The following is a 3,740-nucleotide window of genomic DNA, read 5'->3' on the forward strand; positions in this document are numbered from 1 at the left end:
TAAAACGACTACAAGATATACAGCAATTATCACCGGAGAATAAAAGTCATGTATTTGCCTTATTAGATGCTTTTATAAAACAAACCAAGTTGCAGAGTATTATGTAACAAAAAAATCCACAACACTACTGCTGTGGATTATCTTATATCTTTACCGCTTACTCTTACCGCCACTAGTTGCAAACTAGCGGTAGCAAATACTAGGAGCAGCGAGGGTGGATCATACTTATATTTTCCTACTCATAAACTTAACTATGAGATACTAACCCGATATATATGCAGGGTCTACATACTTCCAATCGTAAATATTGAAATCCTTTAAAAAGACTTTTTCTTTCTGCATTATTCTATCCTTTTTCTTTTTGTTTGTGTCATAATTTTGATAATCCTTTATCACTTTACTCAAGATCATATTATCATTATCAAAATTAAAAATAAATGTATTTTCTTGACTAAACCCTTGGGTACCAGCACCACGATATAATTGTATTGTTGAAAAATGGAATGTTTTGTTTTCTAGTTTTACATTAGAAAAAGAATACTCTGATTCATTTTCCCAATTATCACAATTGTTACAAGGGATTACTGAATCTGATTTTAAATATTCTATGTACTTATTATTTATTTCAGTTCCTAAAAATATTTGAAGTCTATATTCTTCTTTTGCATTTCCACCTAAGCTATCATCTGTACTAATATCTATTATCCAAATGATATCTTCGATAGTATCGTTATTAATAAATCCCTTTAATTCTGTATTTATGTAGAAATCCTTATTGTCATAGAATTTTCTTTCTTTTTCTAAGTCAACTGTTTGTAACGAACCTGATATTTTTTTAGTTTTTATACTGGTTTCTATGTCTTTTATCTTGTTGATATAATTTTCTTCTTCAGGAGTTAACTCCACTTTCGTATCCGGATTGGGATTATACCAAGACTTGGTCTTAAAATAAGTATTTAAATCCTCATTTTTAAACATATACCCTTTACGTGCAAAAACTTCATTTCTTAAAAATCGAAGTTCTTTTAAAGATTTGGATTTTAGTTCCTGATCGGTTAGAGTTTCAAAATCACTTTTAGAAGTTTCTATTTGTGCATTGATGCGATCTTTACAAGATGACATCAAAAACATACACAATAAAACAAGGACTATTTTTTTCATTCTGAGTAATGTTTTTTTGGTGTGTAGTATCTTACTATTTTAGAACCTTTGCTTTTTAGGTGATTTTTATCTCGGTCATATTCCCATATAACGACTCCTTTAAAATGGATGCCTTTATGCCACGAATACGATTGTTCACTAATTGATTCTATGGTTACTACCTTTTTTGTAGCAGGATCATAACTTTTTACAATACCAGTGTGTCCTTTCCAAGCAAATACATCACCCGCCTGAGGATCACCATCATTTACTCTGAATTTTTCAGGGTGTTGTGCTGCATAATCTACAAAACCTCTTGAAGTAATATATTTTACATCCGTACTCTATTCTATTTTCTGTAAATATCTACATACTAACTCTGAGCAATCCATTTTTGCTTTTCCTGCTTCGGTTTGTTCCGTTCTTAGATGACCTTCAGAACCAGATTCTTGTTTGTAATTTACGATATAAGGAGTATTGGGATTTGCTCTTAGTTGAGCCTCAGTAATTGCCAAGCTTTCTGCCCAGGACAGTCCTTCTTTAATCTTTAGATTCGTATCAGGTTTAGTACTATCATCATCAGTGAGCAACTCACAATTGAATAATTTAAAGGCATAATAAGCGTCTATATAATGTGCTTTTCTTTTTGCCTTACTATCTGTATATTTATTAATTATTGAAGTTATTTTATCTACATTTTCATACCCTCCATCATTCGCTAATTTGTTTAATCCTTTATTAATCCAATAACTCATCGCAGACATTACAGCATATTTAGGCTGTTCTAATAATTCTGGATTAGCGACTAAATCGCCTTGATTAGGGAATGCTTTTTGAAATTCTTTATTAATGTTCTCGTAATGATATCTACCAGTTAATTGTATTAATCCTCTACCAATAAAATTATAGCCATCTGCCATATTTTTATTCCCTAAATCATTACACTTTTTAGTTTTTCTTTCTTTTTTCGATAAACCAACACAAGTTACAATATCGGATTCTTTATCTACTTTTCTAAGACCATAAACCCTTTCAGCTATTGCTTTTGTATTTCCAACATATTTTTTAGCTTCATTTGGATTTCTGGTAAAATAGCCAAAAGTCTTAATCAAATTTTCAGCGGTATATGATTTTAAATCTTCAACTAATGTATTGAATCCAGTTTCTGATCCAAACTGCGCTATCAGATGCGCTTTCTTTTGGCAGGTATCTATATCATACTTTTCTCTAATAAGATTTAATTCATCAACTAGTTGTTTAGCAAGTGTTTCGTTTTTAGCAGCAGCAGGAAACACCTCTTTGATTTGTTCATAAGTAAAGTCTGCTTGACATTGTGAGCAACTTCCTCCATTTCCAAACATCAATTTCATTTGATTCACAAAAGCTAATCCCCGTAACCTTTTGCAAGGTAAGTTCACTTTTGAGCTCAGGAGGATAAAGTTTATAATCAAGTTGGTTGCTTTTATAGATGGTATAAAAATACCTTTTTTCTTTGAGTTGATCTTTTTCAAGTGAAGAAAAAAAAGCGTGTATTCCCCACGCAGCAGCAATCCAGATTGATTGCTTAGGCAATAAATTCTCTGTCTTGCTGCTGCTTCCTCTGCCTCGGTATGGTACATAATACTTGTTATAATAGCAGCCGCTAAAGTCAGCCGCATCCCCAAAGCTGTAGTGATAACAAGTATTATGGTACAATACTCCCTTTCCATCTGCATCAGCCAACCCTCCCAGGCGCGCCAATGCCTGAACCCAGAACATGAAAATTGAGGTTTAAGACACGATTTTTACGGAAGGTATATTAATATTATAGGCTTATAAAAGTACCGTAGGCTTGATTTTTAGGGGTTTGGAGGTGTGCTGATCTGCATCAGCACAAGTTTTTGAGTGTTTTTTGAGCAGTTTTACGGATAACTAACGCCCTTCGGTTGTTTCATTTTAAAAAGCATCGGAAGTCAGCCGTTTCAGCCTTTGCGCACTTCCGATACTTTTTAAAACGTTGTCCTTTTTTCACAGGAGAGGGGAAAACGTTTTTTAAAGATGAAGATTTAGGCGGTGGATTTGTGCGGCTGTAATCTTCAGCTTTAAAAAATGATAGCCGTCTGGCGATTGAAGACAAGCTGCGTGCAACGCCCACATAAGGCGGAGCCGACGCGTAGAGGGCGCTACTGCCGTGGGCAAAGCTGTGCGACTTAGCACATTTGCACGCGTGAGGTAACAGGGTTTTTACCGCTTATTTTCTTTCAATTGAAGATAAAAAACCCTGTTGCCGTCAGTAGCGCCCAAGCGGCGGAGCCAGATAAGTGTGTAGGGATTTTTTGTGGCGGATTATTTTGCTTCTCTTGCAAATAATGTGACACAAAAAAGACTGGGAACACGACGAGGGGATGCTTGGCGGCTGGGGCAGAAGCTTTTTTATGGTGCTTTTTCTGCACCTTAAAAAGTTATGCCATAGGGTGGGCAGCACCGAGACCTATGGCAGCTAATAGGTACTCGACCATAGGGAGTAGCCTATGCTACTACAACACTCGCCGATAGGCGTAACACTTGGCTTTTTAATCTACTAGTATTAAACCTGGATGTAATTCAGAAGTTAAGATCTT

3 protein-coding genes are annotated in these 3,740 nt (G+C 35.0%); all 3 read right to left on the minus strand.

Annotated features, from left to right (window positions below; translation table 11 throughout):
• Window positions 1-261 precede the first annotated feature (261 nt).
• The 3 genes from F0000_RS26620 to F0000_RS28000 all read right to left on the minus strand — a co-directional run bounded on the left by F0000_RS26620 (window position 262) and on the right by F0000_RS28000 (window position 2,898).
• Complete coding sequence (locus F0000_RS26620; protein ID WP_149627739.1) at window positions 262-1,161, minus strand: YARHG domain-containing protein; 900 nt, start codon at window positions 1,159-1,161, stop codon at window positions 262-264.
• Between the two features lie 323 nt (window positions 1,162-1,484).
• On the minus strand, window positions 1,485-2,501 hold the full coding sequence (locus F0000_RS26625; RefSeq protein ID WP_223148948.1) for a hypothetical protein: 1,017 nt from the start codon (window positions 2,499-2,501) through the stop codon (window positions 1,485-1,487).
• Complete coding sequence (locus tag F0000_RS28000; RefSeq protein WP_188112303.1) at window positions 2,449-2,898, minus strand: hypothetical protein; 450 nt, start codon at window positions 2,896-2,898, stop codon at window positions 2,449-2,451. Before F0000_RS28000 ends, F0000_RS26625 begins: the two co-directional genes overlap by 53 nt.
• Window positions 2,899-3,740: the final 842 nt, after the last annotated feature.

Source organism: Aquimarina sp. RZ0 (genome assembly GCF_008370685.1).
Classification (GTDB): domain Bacteria; phylum Bacteroidota; class Bacteroidia; order Flavobacteriales; family Flavobacteriaceae; genus Aquimarina.

What these genes read in the sequence shown, in the direction of transcription:
- F0000_RS28000 (WP_188112303.1), bottom strand. Translation starts at nt 2,898, where the DNA reads ATGTTCTGGGTTCAGGCATTGGCGCGCCTGGGAGGGTTGGCTGATGCA.
- F0000_RS26625 (WP_223148948.1), bottom strand. Translation starts at nt 2,501, where the DNA reads ATGTTTGGAAATGGAGGAAGTTGCTCACAATGTCAAGCAGACTTTACT.
- F0000_RS26620 (WP_149627739.1), bottom strand. Translation starts at nt 1,161, where the DNA reads ATGAAAAAAATAGTCCTTGTTTTATTGTGTATGTTTTTGATGTCATCT.